Here is a 22,936-nt window from a genome sequence, read left to right on the forward strand (position 1 = left end):
CTAGTTGATTTAAAATTAATTTATTTTTATTAATCGATATTATAACAGGTAAGTAAAATGCAGTTTATCTTGAAAAAAATAAAGTGACCGGGTAATTTTCGAAACCATTAATTCAATGTGGATACTAATCCACTCTGGCAGATAAGAATTTTTATCAATAACAAGCAGGCACAATAATCATTGCCGCCTATGGCATTTTTATCAAAGCTTGCTTATACCTTACCTCACAGATAAGTTAGGAAACTTAATCATAAACCCTATCAGGGATGAGTTTATAGTTAACTTTGTATTAATTAGTCATCTAAACACCAGGTTAAATTTAGCTCTAGGGCACCCCCTCGGGCATTCCAGCGCGCCTACAAAAGCCACACCAGCGGCTTTGGCGCGCTATGCAAATTAACTTTGGCGTTCAGAGGCTAACCACATGGCACAATCCAATTTTACCCTTGGGGCTGTTGATATTATTGCTCGTCACGGCGGCGCAAGAATCGCTGACGTCGCAACCGGTACCCGTTCCGTAAGCCTGACGCAAAGCAGCATTGTGCGGATCCATGGCACCCAGGCTTTGGTGAGCAGCTATGAGCGCCAAGATAACGATTTGATCGTGCACATGAAAGATGGCACAACGGTGCGTTATCAGAGCTTCTTTGACGTAGACGCCGACGGCAAACACAGTGAATTGGTGTTTGATGATGGCAATGGTGCCATCCAGCACGCGATATTCCCGGCAACCGCAGCTTCCGCCGAGCCAGTGCTGATCACACCGCAGTTTGAATCACTGTCTGACGTTTCGCCTCTGCTGATTGGCAACCATGATTTATCCAACGGTGCCATTGCAGCCATTCTGGCTGGCCTGGCGCTTGGGGCTGGCGTCGCCATCGCTACGGGGACGGGGAAGAACAACCACAACAATGAAAATCCTTCCGTACCACCAGAACAACCGACCCTGACCGTCGGAACACTGGGCCAGGACAACGTTCTGAACGCCAGTGAGGTTAAAATTGCCCAGTTGCTGAGCGGCCTGACCACCGGCGTTGCCGCAGGCGTGACCATCACGCTGACGCTCAACGGCAAAAGTTACACCACTACCGTCGGGGCCGATGGCAAGTGGAGCTTTGACTTCAGCTCCGCTGCGCTTGCTGGCCTGAAAGACGGCAATTATCAACTGACGGTTAAACTGACTAACCAGGATGGGATTAGCGTCGAAAAAACGATCAGCGTACTGGTCGATATCACCCCGCCGGTCTTGACCGTCAATCCATTGACCGGCGACGACCATCTGACCGGCACAGAGTTGAAGACGTCACAGGCGCTGACCGGTACCGGCGAAGCAGGGTTGACGGTGACCGTGACCCTGAACGGCAAGACCTACACCACGACGGTCGGCAGCGATGGCAAGTGGAGTCTGCAACTGCCTGCGGCGGATCTGGCTTTGCTGAAAAACGGTAACTATGACCTGATCGCGACCTCTGTCGATAAAGCGGGCAACCAAACCACGCTGGATCACCCGTTCTCCGTTGACACCACGATCAATAATACCTCTCCACAGATCTCTATTAGCGCCCTAGCCAACGATAACGTTCTCAATGCCAACGAAGCGAAAAGCGCCCAAACGCTGAGCGGCCATACGCAGAATGTCGAAGCGGGACAAACCGTTACCATTACCCTGAACGGCAAAACCTATAGCGCAGTGGTTCAGAGTGATGGCAGTTGGTCGCTTTCACTGCCTGCCGCCGATCTGGCTGCGCTGGCCAATGGCTCGATCACGATCAATGCCACCGTCACCGACAAAGCAGGCCAAAGCGCCAGCGCTCATGAAACGATCACCGTCGATTTAACCGCCCCTGAACTGACCGTAAACAAACTGGCCGGGGACGATGTGCTCAACGCCGCCGAGGCACATACGCCACAGACGCTGAGTGGCACCAGTAATCCAGGCCAGACAATTGTCGTTAGCCTGAATGGTAAAACCTACACGGCGGTGACGGGCGCAGATGGCAAGTGGAGCCTGGTACTGCCTGCCGCAGACTTGCAAGCGTTGGCCCAAGGGGATAACACCCTCACCGTGACGGCTACCGACGCCGCAGGCAACAGCACTACCGTAACAGAGCATGTGCAGGTAGACACTGTTCCACCGGTGCTGACGCTGGATAAGTTTACCGGGGATGACTTTGTCTCCGCCGACGAGCAAAAATCGGCACAAAATATCACCGGCACCGCCTCCGTCAGCGAAGCCGGGCTGGTGGTCAGCGTTTCATTCAACGGCAAAACCTATACCGGCACCGTAGGCGCAGATGGTAAATGGAGCATCAGCGTGCCCGCCGCAGACATGGCGGCCCTGACCAACGGTACCTACGAGATGATCGCCACGATTAGCGATCAGGCGGGCAATACGACCACGACTGCACCGCAGGTTATCACCGTAGACAACCATATTTCGGCCATCAATATCGGCATTGTCTCTTCAGACGATAAGCTCAACGCCGTCGAAGCCGGGCTTCCCCTGGCCATTAACGGTACCACGGCCAACGTTGCCGTTGGTGCAACCGTGACCGTCACCCTCAATGGTAAAACCTATACTGCGCAGGTATTGGCGGACGGCAGTTGGACATTGCAGGTGCCTAGCGCCGATCTGCAACTGCTGGCCGAAGGCAACAACACTATTTCTGCCAGCGTGACAGGCAACGATGGTTCTACCGTGACCACCACGCATAATCTTGACGTTTATACTCATGATTTGCCTGCGGTGACTCTGAACACACCGTTTGGTGATGGCATCCTGAATGGCACGGAGGCGGGCCAGCCGCAGACCCTTACGGGTACCACCGGCATTACTACCCCAGGCCAGACTGTTACGGTCACTCTGGGCGGCAAAACCTACACCGGCACCGTGGATGGCTCTGGCCACTGGAGCGTCACCATTCCGGCGGCCGATCTGCAAGCACTGCCGGACGGCACGCCGGCCTTGACCGTCACCGCCACCGATGCCGCCGGTAACAGCAATACGCTCAATACCACCGTCACCGTCGATGAGACCGCGCCAACCCTCACCGTTAACGTGGTGGCCGGGGATGACGTGCTGAACGCCGCCGAAGTACAGGTGGCGCAAACCGTGTCCGGCACCGCCTCAATCGCGGATGCAGGCCGTACCGTCACCCTGACCTTGAACGGCAAAACCTACACCGCCGTGGTGCAACCGGACGGCACCTGGAGCGCTTCACTGCCTGCGGCTGACTTGCAGGCACTCAGCGACGGCAGCCACAACCTGGTGGCCACCCTCACCGATGCGGCTGGCAACAGCACCAGCGTCACCCACAGCATCAACGTCGACGCCGACCCGGCCAACCTGCCAACCCTCAGCATCAACGTGTTCGCCGGTAACGACATTGTCGACGGCGCGGAAGTGAAAACCGCCCAGACCCTCTCGGGGAACACCACCCATGTGCAGGCCGGACAGACCGTCACCGTCACCCTGAACGGTAAAACCTACACCGCCACCGTGCTGGCAGACGGCTCCTGGAGCACCAGCGTACCGGCCGCCGATCTGGCCCTGCTGGCCAACGGCCAGACCACCATCACCGCCACCGTCAGCGACAAAGCGGGTAACCCGGCCAGCGCCAGCCATGACGTGACCGTCGACACCAGCCTCAGCGGCCTGTCCATCGACGTGATCGCGGGCGACGACAAACTCAACCTGGCCGAGAGCCAGCTGCCGCTGGCCATCCACGGCAGCAGCGAAAACCTGGCCACGGGCACGACCGTGACTGTCACACTCAACGGTAAAACCTACACCGGCACCACGCTGGCGGATGGTTCCTGGAGCGTCTCCGTACCTGCGGCCGATCTGGCGTTGCTGGCCGATGGCACCACCACCGTGACCGTCACCGCCGTCGATCAGGCCGGTAACCCGGTCAGCGACAGCCACAACCTGGGCGTGTTTATCCATAGCCTGCCGGATGCGACGCTAAACACACCGTTTGGCGATGGCATCCTGAATGGCGCAGAAGCGGGTCAACCACAGACGCTTACCGGCACCACCGGCATCACCACGCCAGGGCAGACCATCAGCGTTACTCTGGGCGGCAAAACCTACACCGGCACCGTGGATGGCTCTGGCCACTGGAGCGTCACCATTCCGGCGGCCGATCTGCAAGCACTGCCGGACGGCACGCCGGCTTTGACCGTCACGGTCACCGATGCCGCCGGTAACAGTAATACGCTCAATACCACCGTCACCGTCGATGAGACCGCGCCAACCCTCACCGTTAACGTGGTGGCCGGGGATGACGCGCTGAACGCCGCCGAAGTACAGGTGGCGCAGACCGTATCTGGCACCGCGTCCGTTGCCGATGCAGGCCGTACCGTCACCCTGACCTTGAACGGCAAAACCTACACCGCCGTGGTGCAACCGGACGGCACCTGGAGCGCTTCACTGCCTGCCGCTGACTTGCAGGCACTCAGCGACGGCAGCCATAACCTGGTGGCTACCCTCACCGATGCCGCGGGCAACAGCACCAGCGTCACCCACAGCATCAACGTCGACGCCGACCCGGCCAACCTGCCAACCCTCAGCATCAACGTGTTCGCCGGTAACGACATTGTCGACGGCGCGGAAGTGAAAACCGCCCAGACCCTCTCGGGGAACACCACCCATGTGCAGGCCGGACAGACCGTCACCGTCACCCTGAACGGCAAAACCTACACCGCCACCGTGCTGGCAGACGGCTCCTGGAGCACCAGCGTACCGGCCGCCGACCTGGCCCTGCTGGCCAACGGCCAGACCACCATCACCGCCACCGTCAGCGACAGTGCCGGTAACCCAGCCAGCGCCAGCCATGACGTGACCGTCGACACCAGCCTGAGCGGCCTGTCGATCGCCGTGATCGCGGGCGACGACAAACTCAGCCTGGCCGAGAGCCAGCTGCCGCTGGCCATCCACGGCAGCAGCGAGAACCTGGCCACGGGCACGACCGTGACTGTCACACTCAACGGTAAAACCTACACCGGCACCACGCTGGCGGACGGTTCCTGGAGCGTCTCCGTACCTGCGGCCGATCTGGCGTTGCTGGCCGATGGCACCACCACCGTGACCGTCACCGCCACCGATCTGGCCGGCAACCCGGTCAGTAGCAGTCACAATCTGGGCGTGTTTATCCATGGTCTGCCGGACGTCACCCTGAACACACCGTTTGGCGATGGTATCCTGAACGGTGCAGAAGCGGGCCAGCCGCAGACCCTTACGGGTACCACCGGCATTACTACCCCGGGCCAGACTGTTACGGTCACTCTGGGCGGTAAAACCTACACCGCCACCGTGGACGGCTCTGGCCACTGGAGCGTCACCATTCCGGCGGCCGATCTGCAAGCACTGCCGGACGGCACGCCGGCCTTGACCGTCACGGTCACCGATGCCGCCGGAAACAGCAATACGCTGAACACCACCGTTACCGTTGACGAGACCGCACCAACCCTGACCGTTAACGTGGTAGCCGGGGATGATGTATTGAATGCCGCCGAGGTACAGGTGGCGCAGACCGTGTCCGGCACCGCCTCGATTGGTGATGCAGGCCGCACCGTCACCCTGACTTTGAATGGCAAAACCTACACCGCGGTGGTGCAGCCAGATGGTTCGTGGAGCACCAGCCTGCCCGCCGCCGATCTGCAAGCGCTCACCGACGGCAGCCACAACCTGGTGGCCACCCTCACCGATGCGGCTGGCAACAGCACCAGCGTCACCCACAGCATCAGCGTCGATGCCAATCCGGCCAACCTGCCAACCCTCAGCATCAACGTGTTCGCCGGTAACGACATTGTCGACGGAGCCGAAGTGAAAACCGCCCAGACGATCTCGGGGAACACCACCCATGTGCAGGCCGGGCAGACCGTCACCGTCACCCTGAACGGTAAAACCTACACCGCCACCGTCTTGGCAGACGGCTCCTGGAGCACCAGCGTACCGGCCGCCGATCTGGCCCTGCTGGCCAACGGCCAGACCACCATTACCGCTACCGTCAGCGACAGCGCCGGTAATCCAGCAACAGCCAATCATGAAGTCACCGTCGATACCGCTCTCAGCGGCCTGTCTATCGCCGTGATCGCAGGCGACGACAAACTCAGTCTGGCAGAAAGCCAACTGCCATTGGTCATCAGCGGCAGCAGTGCCAATCTGGCCACCGGCGCGACAGTGACAGTCACGCTCAACGGTAAAACCTACACCGGCACCACGCTGGCGGACGGTTCCTGGAGCGTCACCGTACCTGCCGCCGATCTGGCGTTGCTGGCCGATGGCTCCGCCACCGTGACCGTCACCGCCGTCGATCAGGCCGGTAATCCGGTCAGCGACAGCCACAACCTGGGCGTATTTATCCATAGCCTGCCGGATGCGACGCTGAACACACCGTTTGGCGATGGCATCCTGAACGGTGCAGAGGCGGGCCAGCCGCAGACCCTCACGGGTACCACCGGCATTACTACCCCGGGGCAGACCGTCACGGTAACCCTGGGGGGTAAAACCTACACCGGCACCGTGGATGGCTCTGGCCACTGGAGCGTCACGCTGCCAAGTGCAGACCTGCAAGCGTTGCCGGACGGCACGCCGGCCTTGACCGTCACGGTCACCGATGCCGCCGGTAACAGCAATACGCTCAATACCACCGTCACCGTCGATGAGACCGCGCCGACCCTCACCGTGGGTCTGATTGCCGGGGATGATGTGCTGAACGCCGCCGAAGTACAGGTGGCGCAGACCGTGTCTGGCACCGCGTCCGTTGCCGATGCGGGCCGCACCGTGACCCTGACCTTGAACGGCAAAACCTACACCGCGGTGGTGCAACCGGACGGTTCGTGGAGCACCAGCCTGCCTGCCGCCGATCTGCAAGCGCTCAGCGATGGCAGCCACAACCTGGTGGCCACCCTGACCGATGCGGCTGGCAACAGCACCAGCGTCACCCACGGCATCAGCGTCGATGCCAACCCGGCCAATCTGCCAACCGTTAGCATTGGCATCTTCGCCGGTAATGACATTATCGACGGAGCCGAAGTGAAAACCGCCCAGACCCTGTCTGGCACCACCACCCACGTGGAGGCGGGCCAGACCGTCACCCTCACCCTGAACGGCAAAACCTACACCGCTACCGTGCTGGCAGACGGCTCCTGGAGCACCAGCGTACCGGCCGCCGATCTGGCACTGCTGGCCAACGGCCAGACCACCATCACCGCCACCGTCAGCGACAGTGCCGGTAACCCGGCCAGCGCCAGCCATGACGTGACCGTCGACACCAGCCTGAGCGGCCTGTCAATCGCCGTGATCGCAGGCGATGACAAACTCAGCCTGGCCGAAAGCCAATTGCCGCTGGCGATCCACGGCAACAGCCAGAACCTGGCCGTTGGGGCTACGGTTACTGTCACCTTGAACGGTAAAACCTACACCGGCACCACGCTGGCAGACGGTTCCTGGAGCATCTCCGTGCCTGCGGCCGACTTGGCGTTGCTCGCCGATGGCACCACCACCGTAACCGTCACCGCCATCGATCTGGCCGGTAACCCGGTCAGCGGCAGCCACGATCTGGGCGTATTTATCCATAGCCTGCCAACCGCCACCCTGAACACACCGTTTGGCGACGGCATTCTGAACAGCACGGAAGCGGGTCAGCCACAGACCCTCACAGGTTCTACCGGCATCACCACGCCGGGCCAGACCGTCACCGTTACTCTGGGTGGTAAAACCTACACCGGCACCGTGGATGGCTCTGGCCACTGGAGCGTCACCGTCCCTGCGGCCGATCTGCAAACGTTGCCGGACGGCACGCCAGCCTTGACCGTCACCGCCACCGATGCCGCCGGTAACAGCAATACCCTGAACACCACCGTCACCGTCGATGAGACCGCACCAACCCTGACCGTTAACGTGGTAGCCGGGGATGATGTATTGAATGCCGCCGAGGTACAGGTGGCGCAGACCGTGTCCGGCACCGCCTCAATCGCCGATGCAGGCCGCACCGTCACCCTGACTTTGAATGGCAAAACCTATACCGCGGTGGTGCAGCCAGATGGCTCGTGGAGCACCAGCCTACCCGCCGCCGATCTGCAAGCGCTCAGCGATGGCAGCCACAACCTGGTCGCCACTCTGACCGATGCCGCGGGCAACAGCACCAGCACTACCCATGTCCTCGGTGTGGATGCCAACCCGGCCAACCTGCCAACGCTCAGCATCAACGTGTTCGCCGGTAACGACATTGTCGACGGCGCGGAAGTGAAAACCGCCCAGACCCTGACCGGTACCACCACCCATGTGGAAGCGGGTCAGACCGTCACCCTCACCCTGAACGGAAAAACCTACACCGCCACCGTCTTGGCAAATGGTACCTGGAGCACCAGCGTTCCGGCCGCCGATCTGGCACTGTTGGCCAACGGCCAGACCACCATCACCGCCACCGTCAGCGACAGTGCCGGTAACCCGGCCAGTGCCAGCCATGACGTGACCGTCGACACCAACCTCAGTGGACTGTCCATCTCCGTGATCGCAGGGGATGACAAATTGAACCTGGCAGAAAGCCAACTGCCACTGACGATCTCCGGCGACAGCGCCAATCTGCCGCTCGGTGCCATCGTTACCGTGACGCTGAATGGCAAGATTTACATCGGCCTGACCCTCCCAGACGGTTCCTGGAGCGTTCAGGTCCCGGCTGCCGATTTGGCACTACTGGCCGATGGCACCACCACCGTCAGCGTCAGCGCCGTCGATCAGGGCGGCAACCTGGTCAGCAACAGCCATAATCTGGGCGTGTTTATCCACAATCTGCCAGACGCCACCCTGAACACACCGTTTGGCGATGGTATCCTGAATGGCGCAGAGGCGGGCCAGCCGCAGACCCTCACGGGTACCACCGGCATTACTACCCCGGGCCAGACTGTTACGGTCACTTTGGGCGGTAAAACCTACACCGGCACCGTGGATGGCTCTGGCCACTGGAGCGTCACCGTCCCTGCCGCCGACCTGCAAGCGCTGCCAGACGGCACACCGGCCTTGACCGTCACGGTCACCGATGCCGCCGGTAACAGCAATACGCTCAATACCACCGTCACCGTCGATGAAACCGCACCAACCCTCACCGTGGGCTTGATTGCTGGCGATGATGTGCTGAACGCCGCCGAAGTCTTGGTGGCGCAGACCGTGTCCGGTACCGCCTCGATTGGTGATGCAGGCCGCACCGTCACCCTGACTTTGAATGGCAAAACCTACACCGCCGTGGTGCAACCGGACGGTTCGTGGAGCACCAGCCTGCCTGCCGCCGATCTGCAAGCGCTCAGCGATGGTAGCCATAACCTGGTCGCTACCCTCACCGATGCCGCAGGCAACAGCACCAGCGTCACCCACGGCATCAGCGTCGATGCCAACCCGGCCAACCTGCCAACCGTTAGCATCGGCATCTTCGCCGGTAACGACATTATCGATGGCGCGGAAGTCAAAACGGCCCAGACGATCTCTGGCACCACCACCCACGTGGAGGCGGGCCAGACCGTCACCGTCACCCTGAACGGTAAAACCTACACCGCTACCGTGCTGGCCGATGGTTCCTGGAGCACCAGCGTACCGGCTGCCGATCTGGCGCTACTGGCTAACGGCCAGACCACCATTACCGCCACCGTGAGCGACAGCGCCGGTAACCCGGCCAACGCCAGCCATGAGGTGACCGTTGATACCAGCCTGAGCGGCCTGTCGATCGCCGTGATCGCCGGTGACGACAAGCTCAATCTGGCGGAAAGCCTGCTGCCACTCACCATCAACGGCGGCAGTGCCAACCTGGCCGTTGGGGCTACGGTTACTGTCACCTTGAACGGTAAAACCTACACCGGTACCACGCTGGCAGACGGGACCTGGAGCGTCACCGTGCCTGCGGCCGATCTGGCCTTGCTGGCTGATGGTACCACCACCCTCAGTGTGACCGCCGTCGATCTGGCCGGTAACCCGGTCAGCGGTAGCCACGATCTTGGCGTGTTTATCCACAGTCTGCCGGACGCCACCCTGAACACACCGTTTGGCGACGGCATTTTGAATGGTGCAGAAGCGGGTCAGCCGCAAACCCTCACGGGTTCTACCGGCATCACCACGCCGGGGCAGACCGTCACGGTCACCCTGGGTGGCAAAACCTACACCGGCACCGTCGACGGCTCTGGCCACTGGAGCGTCACCGTCCCTGCCGTCGACCTGCAAGCATTGCCGGACGGCACGCCGGCCTTGACCGTCACGGTCACCGATACCGCGGGTAACAGCAACACGTTGAACACCACCGTCACCGTCGATGAAACCGCACCAACCCTCACCGTGGGTCTGATTGCTGGCGATGACGTGCTGAACGCTGCCGAAGTACAGGTGGCGCAGACCGTCTCCGGCAGCGCCTCGATCGCGGATGCGGGTCGCACCGTCACCCTGACGCTCAACGGCAAAACCTACACCGCGGTGGTGCAGCCAGATGGCTCGTGGAGCACCAGCGTGCCCGCTGCCGATCTGCAAGCGCTCAGCGACGGTAGCCACAACCTGGTGGCAATCCTCACCGATGCCGCAGGCAACAGCACCAGCGTCACCCACAGCCTCAGCGTCGATGCCAACCCGGCCAACCTGCCGACCGTCAGCATCGGCGTGTTCGCCGGTAACGACATTATCGACGGCGCCGAAGTGAAAACGGCCCAGACCCTGTCTGGTGCCACCACCCATGTGGAGGCGGGCCAGACCGTCACCCTCACCCTGAACGGCAAAACTTACACCGCCACCGTGCTGGCAGACGGCTCCTGGAGCACCAGCGTACCGGCTGCCGATCTGGCGCTGCTGGCTAACGGCCAGACCACCATTACCGCCACCGTCAACGACACTGCAGGTAACCCAGCCAGCGGCAGTCATGAGGTGACCGTTGACACCAACCTCAGTGGGCTGTCGATTGCCGTGATCGCAGGCGATGACAAACTCAACCTGGCGGAAAGCCTGCTGCCGTTGGCAATCAGCGGTAGCAGCACCAATCTGGCTGTAGGTGCCACGGTTACAGTGACCTTGAACGGTAAAACCTACACCGGTACCACGCTGGCAGATGGCTCCTGGAGCGTCTCCGTGCCAGCGGCCGATCTGGCCTTGCTGGCCGATGGCACCACCACCGTGACCGTCACCGCCACCGATCTGGCCGGTAACCCGGTCAGCGACAGCCACAACCTGGGCGTGTTTACCCATAGCCTGCCAGAAGCCACCCTGAACACACCGTTTGGCGATGGCATCCTGAACGGCACGGAAGCGGGTCAACCGCAGACCATCACGGGTTCTACCGGCATCACTACGCCAGGCCAGACCGTCACGGTCACCCTGGGTGGCAAAACCTACACCGGCACCGTAGACGGCAGCGGCAACTGGAGCGTCACGCTACCAAGCGCCGATCTGCAAGCGTTGCCAGACGGTACACCAACCTTGTCCGTGGTGGTCTCCGATGCCGCTGGAAACAGCAATACGCTGAACACCACCGTTACCGTTGACGAGACCGCACCAACCCTCACCGTGGGTCTGGTTGCAGGAGATGATGTGCTGAACGCCGCCGAAGTACAGGTGGCACAAACTGTCTCCGGTACCGCCTCAGTCGCGGATGCTGGCCGCAGCGTAACTCTGACCTTGAACGGCAAGACTTACACCGCCGTGGTACAGCCAAATGGTTCATGGAGCACCAGCCTGCCTGCCGCCGATCTGCAAGCGCTCGCCGACGGTAGCCATAATCTGGTCGCCACCCTCACCGATGCGGCTGGCAACAGCACCAGCGTCACCCACAGCCTCAATGTCGATGCCAATCCGGCCAACCTGCCAACGCTGAGCATCGGCGCATTCGCCGGGGACGATATCGTTAACGGGGCCGAAGCGCTGGTCACCCAGGCCCTGTCAGGTACCACCACTCATGTAGAAGTGGGCCAGACCGTTACCCTTACCCTGAACGGCAAAACCTACTTCGCCACCGTGCAGTTAGGCGGCAGCTGGAGCGTTAACGTTCCGGCGGCCGATATGGCGTTGCTGGCCAACGGCCAGGCTACCATCACCGCCAGCGTCAGCGATCTGGCAGGTAACCCGGCCACCAGCAGCCATACCATCAGCGTCGATACGGCGGTGGAAAGCATCGCCATTAACCTGATTGCCGGTGACGATAAGCTGAACCTGACCGAAGCCTCACAGCCGCTGACCATCAGCGGGACCACGGTCAATGTGAACGCTGGCCAAACCGTTACCGTAACCTTGAACGGCAAGACCTACACCGGCGTTGTTCTGGCTAACGGCAGTTGGAGCGTATCGGTGAACAGCGCCGATCTGCTGGCGCTGCAAGACGGCCTGACAACGGTCACCGCCAGCGTCTCCAACCCGGGGGTCGATCCGGTCAGCAACAGCCATTCACTGGATGTGCATATCCATACCCTGCCGGAGCCAACCATCAATCTGCCGTTTGGTGATGGTTTCCTCAATCAGGCTGAGGCCGCCACAGCACAACTGCTGAGCGGCAGCACCGGCATCCCTGGTGCGGGACAAAGCGTGATCGTCACTCTGGGTGGAAAAACCTATACCGCAACCGTGGATGGCAGCGGTAACTGGAGCGTTTCCATCCCATCGGCCGATCTGCAAAACCTGCCAGCGGGCAGCAATACCATCCGCGTATCCGCTACGGACTCCGCGGGTAATAGCGTGCCTGGCAGCACTACGGCACAGGTCGATCTGGTGCCACCAACTCTGGCCGTCAAGCCGTTTGCCGGGGATGATAAGGTTAACGCACTGGAAAGCCTCAGCGACCAGGTGGTTTCCGGCACGGCTTCCATCGCCGACGCCGGCCGTACCGTCACAGTGACCTTCAACGGTAAGTCCTATACCGGGGTAGTCGCCAACGACGGCACCTGGAGTGCCACCATCCCAAGCGCCGATCTGCAAGCGATAGGCGATGGCAGTTATCCATTAACCACCACCTTGAGCGATGCGGCGGGCAACACCACCACCGTCACCCATAACGTGACGATCGACGCCAATCCGCTGGATCTGCCAACCCTGAGCATCAACGTGTTTGCCGGTAACGATATTATCGACGGCGCAGAGGTGAAAACCAGCCAGACTCTGAGCGGCACTACCACCCACGTGGAAGCGGGCCAGTTGGTAACCATCACGCTGAATGGCAAAACCTACACCGCCACCGTGCTGGCAGACGGTACCTGGAGCACCAGCGTGCCCGCCGCCGATCTGGGCCAACTGGCTCAGGGCAGCAGCACCATTAGCGTCACCGTCAGCGATACCTCTGGCAACCCGGCAACAGCAACGCATAACGTGGTGGTCAACACGGCCCTGAGCGGCATCGCCATCGATGTGATTGCTGGTGACGATAAGCTGAATCTGGCCGAAAGCCTGCTGCCATTAACCATCAACGGTAGCAGCCTCAACCTGGCCACCGGCGCAAGCGTGACCGTAACGCTGAACGGTAAAACCTACACCGGCATTACGCTGGCGGACGGTTCCTGGAGCGTGCTGGTACCACCGGCCGATCTGGCGCTGTTGGCAGACGGCAATATCAACCTGAGCGTTTCTGCGGTCGATCAGGCCGGTAACCCGGTCAGCAGCAGCCATACGCTGGGCGTGTTTATCCATAATCTGCCAGACGCCACTCTCAATACGCCGTTTGGCGATGGCATCTTGAACGGTACGGAAGCGGGCCAACCGCAGACCATCACCGGCTCCACCGGCATCACCACGCCGGGGCAAACAGTGACCGTAACCCTTGGGGATAAAACCTACACCGGTACGGTGGACGGTAGCGGCAACTGGAGCGTCACCGTTCCGGTTGGCGATCTACAGGCGTTGCCGGATGGGACACCAGTGCTCAACGTAGTGGTCACCGATTCTGCGGGCAACAGCAATACCCTGAATGGCACAGTCTTGGTCGATAAGGTCGCTCCGACCCTCACCGTTGGCGTGATTGCCGGTGATGACGTGCTTAATAGCGCAGAGGTGCTGCTCAACCAGACCGTTTCGGGCACCGCCTCCATCGGGGATGCAGGTCGTACCGTGACGCTGACATTGAACGGTAAAACCTACACCGCGGTGGTTCAGCCAGACGGTTCGTGGAGCACTTCACTGCCAACCGCCGATCTCACCGCACTGTCCGATGGCAGCTATAACCTGGTTGCCACCCTGACCGATAGCGCCGGTAACAGCACCAGCGTCACCCACGCCATCGGGGTTGATGCCAGCGCGTTGAACGCACCGGTACTGACCATCGGCACCTTTGCGGGCAACAATATCATTGACGGTGCCGAGGTGCAGGCAACGCAAACCCTGAGCGGCAGCAGTCTGCATGTTGAAGCCGGGCAGATCGTTTCCATCACCCTCAATGGCAAAACCTATACCGCCACCGTGCAGGCAGACGGTTCATGGAGCACCAGCGTCCCCGCCGCCGATCTGGCTCTACTGACCAACGGCAGTTTAACGATCACCGCCGACGTAACCGATAAAGCCGGTAACCCGGCCAGCGCCACCCATGACGTTACGGTCGATCTCACTCAAAGCGCCCTGGCGATTGCCCCAATCACCGGTGACAATGAGCTGAACGCCGTAGAGGCTGCCGCCGGGATCAGCATTAGCGGTAGTTCAGTCAACGTTGCCGCCGGAGCCACCGTCACCATCGCGCTTAACGGCAAGTTCTACGAGGCGATCGTACAGGCCGATGGCAGTTGGACGACGACGGTCCCATCCACCGACCTGACGATCCTGGGCGATGGCAAACTGACCGTTACCGTCAGCGCTACCGACGAAGCGGGCAATCTGGTCACTGGTTCGCAGCAGTTGGGCGTGCTGATCAACAGTCTGCCGATCGCCACCCTGAACACACCGTTCGGCGATGGCTACCTCAATAAGGCGGAGTCCACCAGCGATCAAACGCTGAGCGGCACCACCGGCGTGAGCGGCAGTGGGCAAACTGTCAGTGTGGTGCTGGGAGGGAAAACCTATACCGGCATCGTGGATAACAGCGGCCATTGGAGCGTGACGGTACCGAGCGCCGATCTGTCCGCACTGCCAGATGGCCCAACCAACATTGGGGTCACCGTCAGCGACGTGGCTGGCAACACCTCCAGCGTTAACGCCAGCGCCACGGTCGACCTGACCGTGCCGGTGCTGACCATCAACACCGTCAGCGGTGATGACATCATCAACATCGCCGAAAGTCAGCAAGCGCTGCAAATCACCGGTACCGCACCGATCAACGACAGCGGCCAGCCAGTGGTAGTGAAAGTCACCATCAACGGCTTGACCTATAACGGGCTGGTGCTGGCGGATGGCAGTTGGAGCGTCACCATTCCGGCTGGCGATCTGGCTAACCTGCCGAACGGTGCCTCTTCCATCACCGCCACCTTGACCGACGCCGCTGGCAACACCGGCAGCGTCAGCCACGGCATCACCCTGGATACCGACCCGGCCCAGGCACCGCTGTTGACCATCAACACCCTGTCCGGCGATGACTACCTCAGCCTGGCGGAATCCAACCTGCCGTTGACCATCAGCGGGGGGAGCCAGCGCGTCGAACAAGGGCAACAGGTCACCGTAACGCTCAATGGCAAAACCTATACCGCCGTCGTCGGCGCGGACGGCAGTTGGAGTCTGCAGGTTCCGGCAGTGGATGTGGGGGCCTTGCCAGACGGTAAAGACACCATCACCGCCACGGTTAGCGATACCTCTGGCAACCAGGCCACCGCCAACCACAACCTCACCGTGATCACCGATGCGGGCAATCTGCCGCAGCTGTCGGTCAACGTGATTGCCGGTGATGACATCATCAACGCCAACGAGGCGAAAGCTGCCATCATCATCAGCGGGGGATCCAGCCACGTACAGCCTGCCCAGGTGGTCAGCGTGCTGCTCAACGGCAAAACCTACACCGCCGTGGTGGGAGCAGACGGTAGCTGGAGCGCGACGGTGCCATCAGCCGACGTGCAGGCATTGCCGCAAGGCTCACAGACAGTCACCGCAACGGTTACCGACATTGCCGATAACCCGGCCAGTGCTACCCATAACGTCACGGTCGACACCGTGCCGCCATTGCTGGAGATCGATCTGTTTGCCGGCGATAACATCCTGAACCTGGCGGAAGCGCTGCTGGGGCAAGTGTTAAGCGGCCATACCGATCCGGGCCTGACCGTTACCGTCACGCTGGGCGCCAACGTTTACACCGCCCTGGCGGATCCAACGACCGGTGCGTGGAGCGTGAATATCCCAAGCAATATCCTGCAAGGGCTGTTGGATGGCAACGTGACCATCGGTGTGAGCGTCACCGACGCCGCAGGTAACGGCGTATCAGACTCCATCACGGTGGCGGTCAATACCCATACGCTGCCATCATTGACGTTGAACCCGTTGTTCGGTGACAACATTCTTAATATTGCCGAACTGGGCGTCGCGACGCCAATCGGCGGTGCAGCGGTCAACTTGCTGGTTAACACCCCGGTAGTGGTCAAGATTGGCACCTACGTAGTGAACGGTATCGTGAATAACGATGGCACCTGGAGCGCGCTAATCCCAGCCAATGCCCTGGCCTTGCTGGCAGACGGCACCGTGCAGGTGGTGGTCTCCGCCGTGGATGCGGCAGGTAACCCTGCCAGCGCCGGTGGTTCGCTGGAGATCCTGTCGCATATCCTGCCGAATCCAACCATTAACCCGCCATTTGGCGACGGGGCACTGAACCTGGTGGAGGCCGGGGTCAATCAGTTGCTGACCGGCACCACCGGCATTATCGGCAACGGTCAAACGGTGGTGGTCAGCCTCAACGGTAAAGACTACAACGCCACGGTCGCCAACAACGGCCAGTGGAGCGTCACCTTACCGACTAACGATCTGCTGGGGCTGCTGGATGGCCCGCATACCATCAGCGTGGTCGCTACCGATAAAGGCGGCAACAGCCACGGCGCAACGCTGGACTTTGACAGCATCCTCACCGGGCTGCCAGTGGCCGAGCTGAACACGCCATTTGTCGATGGCATCATCAACCACGCCGAAGCCTTGCTGGGCGGAGCCCTCACCGGTACCACCGGCATCAATAGCAATCTCGGCCAGACCGTGAAGGTGAACGTTAATGGCCTGATCCTGAACGCCACGGTAAATGCCGACGGCAGTTGGACGCTGCCACTCGACAGCGCCACCCTGCTCGGCCTGCCGGATGGCAACTGGCCAATCACGGTCACGGTTACCGACGCAGTGGGTAACATCAGCAGCACCAATGGCTCGCTGGAAATCCTGATCAACAAGCTGCCGTTGCCAACTCTGGATCTGCCGTTTGGCGATGGCCTGCTGAATATTGCCGAAGCCGCGCTGGCGCAAACCCTGACCGGCAAAACCGGCCTGGTCGGCAACGGCCAGATCGTTACGGTAACAGTGGATGCCGGGCAGCCAGATCAGCAGACCTTTACCGCTCAGGCCGATGGTCTGGGTGGCTGGTCTCTGCAACTCACCCCGACCCAGCTTGGCGTGTTCACCAACGGGCAACACACCGTTGAAGTCACCGTCGAGGATCGTGGCGGCAATACGGCCACCACCACGCCGCTGGATGTGACCGCTTCTCTCACCTTGCCACAGCCCACTATCGTTCCGCCGTTTGGCGTTGACGGTATTCTGAGCATCAGCGAAGCCGCCGGTGCGTTGACCATCACCGGCACCACCGGGGTAAACGGTGCAGGCCAGGCGGTGAAAGTGGTGATCGATGTCAATGGCGTCAGTTACAACGCGCAGGTTGATATCAACGGCAACTGGGCGTTACCACTGCCTGCTGCCACCCTGAGCACCTTGCTGGATGGGCCACACGTGCTGACCGTCACGGCGACCGACGCCGCAGGCAACACCAATAGCAGTGCTCTGAACTTCACCAGCGATCTCACCGCGCCGGTGCCAACCATTAACACACCGTTCGGTGACGGTTTCCTCAACCTGGCCGAGGCCAACCTGGGGCAAATCCTCACTGGCAGCGCCGGTGATGCGACAACCGTTAGCGTGAAGATCGGTAGCCAAACCTTTACCGCACTGGTCAGCGGCGGCAACTGGAGCCTGGCGCTGACGACACCGCAGTTAAAAGCATTGGCAGAGGGCGATAACACCATCACCGTGACCGCCACGGATGCCGCAGGCAACCAGGGTACGGCCGGTTCTTCGGTACATATTTCGGTCAACACGCTGCCGTCCGTCACCATCAGTAACTTCACGGCGGATAACACCATCAACTATGCCGAGAGCCAATCGGTACAGCTGATAACCGGCACCACCACCAATGTCGCGGTTGGGCAACAAGTGACCGTTACGCTCAATAGCAAAACCTATACCGGGGTGGTGTTGGCCGATGGCAGTTGGAGCGTATCTGTCCTGCCTGCCGACTTGAAAGCCCTGAGCGGTACGCCAAGCATCACGGCTCAGGTCAGCGATCAGGCCAGGAACGTCGCCGTCGACAACCACAGCTTCACCGTTAATCTGACGCCTCCGGGCCAGATTATTACCGTTGATCCGATCACCGGCGATAACATCGTTAACGCCAGCGAAGTCGGGTTGATCATCAACCTGACCGGTAAAGTGGTTGGTGGGATCGGGCTTGGTCAGGTAGTGACCATTATCGTTGGTGGTTTGCCACTGGGGATCCCGGTTACCACCCTGGCGGATGGCACCTTCAGCACTGTGGTGACCTTCCCGGTTGACGGCAACATCGTGGTTTCGGCCAGCACCACCTTGCTGACACCACTGCCGACGGTGTTTACCGCCAGCGAAACCGTGTTGGTCGACCGCATTCCACCGACGCTCACCATCAATACCTTCGCGGGTAACGACGTGTTGAACGCCAGTGAAAGCACCGTCGCCCAGGCGATCTCCGGTACCGCTTCGGTCTCGGAAGCAGGCCGCATTGTCACCGTCACGCTGAACGGCAAAACCTACAGTGCGCAGGTCAGCGGCGCCGGCACCTGGTCGGTCAACGTGCCACCGGCAGATCTGGTTAACCTGCCGCAGGGCAGTAGCACCATTAATGCCACCCTGTCCGATGCAGCAGGCAACACCACGCCGGCAACGCACGTCATTACTACCGATACCACAGCACCGCTGCTCTCGGTCGATCTGCTGACCGGGGACAATATCCTGACGCTGGCAGAAGCCCTGCTCGGCCAGACATTAACCGGGACCGGCGGCGTTGGCGAAACCGTCACCGTTACGTTGGGGCCGTTGACCGCCAGCGTGGTGGTTGGCCCGGATGGCAAATGGAGCATTCCGCTGCCGTCGCTTAATCTGCAAAGCCTGACCGATGGGCCGCAGATCATCGGCGTCACGCTGACCGACACCGCTGGCAACAGCAGCCATACCGACGTAACGCTAAACGTGGCGTTGAACAAAACGCTCGGCGCGGGGGTTAACGCCCTGTTTGGCGGCGATGGCGTGCTGAACCTGGCCGAATCGCTGCTGACTCAGGTGATCAGCGGTAACGCCACCGGCGATTACAACGGGGCGGTTGTTCACGTCACCATCGCAGGCATTACGCTGGATGCGGTCGTTGGCGGTAACGGCCAATGGAGCGTGTCACTGCTGCCTAGCCAGCTCAACCTGTTGGGTGATGGTCTGGCACAGGTCAACGTGCAGATCGTCGATTCCCACGGCAACGTGGTTAACGATCTGATCGATATCAACGTGCTGACCCACAACCTGCCGGTGATCGGCCCGGTCGTTGCCTTTGGCGATGGTCTGCTGAATGCGGTTGAAGCCGGGGTGTCTCAGACCATCAGCGGGGTGATTAACGGTCTTGGTATCGGTGGCGGCAGCGTTAGCGTCAGCCTGGGCACCAAAACCTATACCGCTAGCGTCGGAGCGGGCGGTGCCTGGAGCCTGTCGATCCCGCCGCTGGATCTGGCTGCCCTGAGCGACGGCAATCTGGCGCTAGGCGTCTCGGTGACCGATTCTGCCGGTAACGTGGTGAGTAAAAATATCGATATCACCGCCATCATCCACAATCTGCCGCACATCGTGCTGGATCCGATCTTTGGCGACGGCATCCTCAACGTAGCGGATCTGCTGCTCAACCAGACCATCAGCGGCACCGTCACCAATCTGGCGAAGGGTGCCACTATCAATCTGGATATTGCCGGTTCGCAAACGCTGACGGCCACCGTAGGCGATGGTGGCAAATGGAGTGCTACCGTTACCCCGGATATCCTCGGCATCCTGCAAGGGCTGGGCAACGGTAACTTTACCGTCACCGCCTCGGCGACCGATGCGGTGGGTAACACCACCAGCGCCACTGCCGGGCTACAGCTGGATGTGAAACTGCCGGTGATCACGCTCGATCCGCTGTTTGGCGGTGATGGCTTCCTCAACGCGGCGGAAGCGTTGGTGGCGCAAACCGTCAGCGGTACCGTGGCCTTCGCCAGCGCAGGTGCGCAGGTGCAGGTTTCTCTTGGCGGTAAAAACTTCCTGACCACCGTCGGTGCCGACGGCAAGTTCAGCCTGGTGCTGCAACCTGCCGATCTGCACACCCTGCTGGACGGCAATATCAACGTTGGCGTTTCGGTGCTGGATGGCTCCGGCAACACCGGCGTGCTGAATACGGCGATTAATGTGATCGTCAACAAGCTGCCAACGCTGGCGCTGAACCCGCTGTTTGGCGGCGACGGCTTCCTCAATGCGGCCGAAGCGCTGCTGACCCAGACCATCAGCGGTACCACCACCAATGCGGCGGCGGGTTCCCAGGTGGTGATCAAGGTCGGTACGCTGCAACTGAACGCCACGGTCGGTGCCGACGGTAGCTGGAGTACCACCATCAATCCGCTGCAGTTGGCGGATCTGGCGGCGGGTAACCTGATCGTCAGCGCCACGGTCACCGATCCGGCAGGTAACACCAGCGGTGCCAGCGTAGGCCTCAACGTGGCGACCATCCTGCCAACGCTGACGCTGAACCCGCTGTTTGGCGACGGTACGCTGGATCTGAGCGATCTGCTGTCACCGCAGATCCTGAGCGGCAACGCAGGTAACGTGTCGGCCGGGACCACCATCACCTTGACGCTGGGCAGCCACACCTACACCACCAGCGTCGATGCCACTGGCAAATGGCAGTTGCCGATCCCAACTCTGGATCTGCAAGGGTTATTGGATGGCCTGACCAACGTCACCGCCAGCCTCACCGATGCGGCAGGTAACACCGTGAGCAAGGTCAGCCCGCTCAACGTGCTGATCAACGCCCTACCAACCCTGACGCTCGATCCGCTGTTCGGCGGTGACGGCCTGCTGAATGCACTGGAAGCGACCAGCAACCAGATCATCAGCGGTCACGCTACCAACGCACCGGGTTCGACCATTCAGATTCACCTTGGTAGCAATACCTTCACCACCCAGGTGAAAGCCGATGGCAGTTGGTCACTCAGCCTGACACCGCTCAACCTGTCCAGCCTGCTGGATGGCAATCTGTCACTGGGGGTTTCGGTCACCAACTCCGCAGGGAAAACCGGCAGCATCAGCGCCGATCTGGGCGTGGGCATCCATAACCTGCCGACCGTCAGCCTGGGCAGTCTGTTTGGCGATGGTTTCCTCAACCTGAGCGAAGCCAACCTGAACCAACTGATCGGCGGCACCACCACCAACGCCATCGGTGGTAGCGTCAGCGTTAATGTGGGGGGACTGGTATTGAGCGCTGCCGTAGGCAACGACGGGAAATGGAGCGTCAGCGTTCCTACCCTGAACCTGGTCAATCTGGCAGATGGACCATTGTCGGTTGGCGTTACCGTCACCGATCGCTACGGTAACACCAGCTCGGCCAACGCCAACGCCACGGTGAAAATCCACGCGTTGCCGCTGTTGGGTATTGATGCTCTAGGAACCCTGACTGGTGCGCTAGGCATTCTGACCAACGGCCTGACCGTCAGCGGTACCAGCCTGAACGTGCAGCAAGGCGCGAAGGTGAGCGTGACCTTGCTGGGCAGTACCTTGCAAGGCACCGTGGATGCCACCGGACATTGGACGGTGAAATTCGACACCACCAACGCCCTTAAGGGTCTGAACGTGCTCAACCTGATACCTACCCTGTTGGGCACCGTAGTGGCGGCTTCGGTCACCGACCTGGCGGGCAACGGGGTCAGCGTTTCTGCGGGGCTGACATCCGGTATCGAACTGCCACTGCTGATGACCGCCAACGCCGCGGTCGAAACGCTGTCGCTGGATACTTCAGGTTCTGAAAACACCACTACCGACAGCACTACCGATCACACAGCGGTACAGCATGCTCAGGTAGCCGCCGTGCAACACACCACGACAGAAACCAGCACGCCAACCAGTGAGGTCAGCAGCACTCCTACTACCACGGATACCAGTGAACCAGCCACCAGCACGCTGGTGGTGAACCCAACGCTGCCGGTGGATACCACAAGTGAAACCAAGGTTGAAGACAGCACCTTCAGCATTGGCGGCGTCACCATCAATCTGGCGGATGGCACCACCGCCAGCGGCGACACCATTCACGGCAGCAGCGGTAACGATGTGATCCACGTCAACGCCCTCGACTTCCTGTCGATCGACGGCGGCGCGGGTATCGATACCCTGGAGCTGGATGGCAAAAACCTCAACCTGGATCTGACGGCGCTGGGCCTGAAGGTGCAACACATCGATATCTTCGATTTAGGCACCAGCGGCACCAACAGCATCACGCTGGATCTGCACGAAGCGCTGACCGTGAAGGACGCTTCCAGCGACGATCTGCTGATCAAGGGGACTACCGGCGACCAGGTCAATCTGACCCAGGGCGAAGGCGGTACCTGGAGCACCGTAGGTCAACGGACGGTAGACGGGCAAGTGTTTGATGTTTACCACAACTCAGCCCTCGAAAGCGGCAACACCCTGGGAGATGTTCTGGTGCAGCAAGGCCTGCACGTCAATCTGGTGTAG

Annotated in this window: 1 protein-coding gene; it reads left to right on the top strand. The window is 60.8% G+C overall.

Annotation, left to right across the window (positions count from 1 at the left end; translation table 11 throughout):
* The first annotated feature begins 424 nt into the window (after positions 1-424).
* The gene (locus tag ACKWMY_RS24480) at positions 425-22,936 is read left to right on the top strand and encodes an Ig-like domain-containing protein (RefSeq protein ID WP_409487214.1); all 22,512 of its coding nucleotides are present in this window, start codon (positions 425-427) and stop codon (positions 22,934-22,936) included.

The organism is Serratia sp. J2, assembly GCF_046269175.1.
Lineage (GTDB): Bacteria > Pseudomonadota > Gammaproteobacteria > Enterobacterales > Enterobacteriaceae > Chania > Chania fonticola_C.

Coding starts and splice junctions, on each gene's coding strand:
- ACKWMY_RS24480 (WP_409487214.1), top strand. CDS start 425: ATGGCACAATCCAATTTTACCCTTGGGGCTGTTGATATTATTGCTCGT.